Genomic DNA, 396 nt, shown 5'->3' on the forward strand with positions numbered 1-396 from the left:
TTATTTATTATCAGATAATTTTATCAATCGTGTTAATAATAAATCTACTGGAACAAGTTATCCTGCAATCAATGATTATAATTTTAATCTATTATTAATTGCTCTCCCCCCACTATCCGAACAACAACGAATAGTAGAAGCAATCGAATCAGCTTTAGAAAAAGTAGATGAATATGCTGAAAGTTATAATAGACTAGAACAGCTAGATAAAGAATTTCCAGATAAACTAAAAAAATCTATTCTTCAATATGCTATGCAAGGAAAATTAGTTGAACAAGACCCAAATGATGAATCAGTCGAAGTTTTACTTGAAAAAATACGAGCAGAAAAACAAAAACTCTTTGAAGAAGGCAAGATTAAAAAGAAAGATTTGGACATTTCTATTGTTTCCCAAGG

At 29.3% G+C, this 396-nt stretch carries 1 protein-coding gene; it reads left to right on the plus strand.

Going from position 1 to position 396, the window contains the following annotated elements:
- The coding region (locus tag EDI28_RS26585) for a restriction endonuclease subunit S (protein WP_128786730.1) at positions 1 to 396 on the plus strand (396 nt) is incomplete at both ends.

It is taken from the genome of Photobacterium chitinilyticum (assembly GCF_004104355.1).
Taxonomy (GTDB): Bacteria; Pseudomonadota; Gammaproteobacteria; order Enterobacterales; family Vibrionaceae; genus Photobacterium; species Photobacterium chitinilyticum.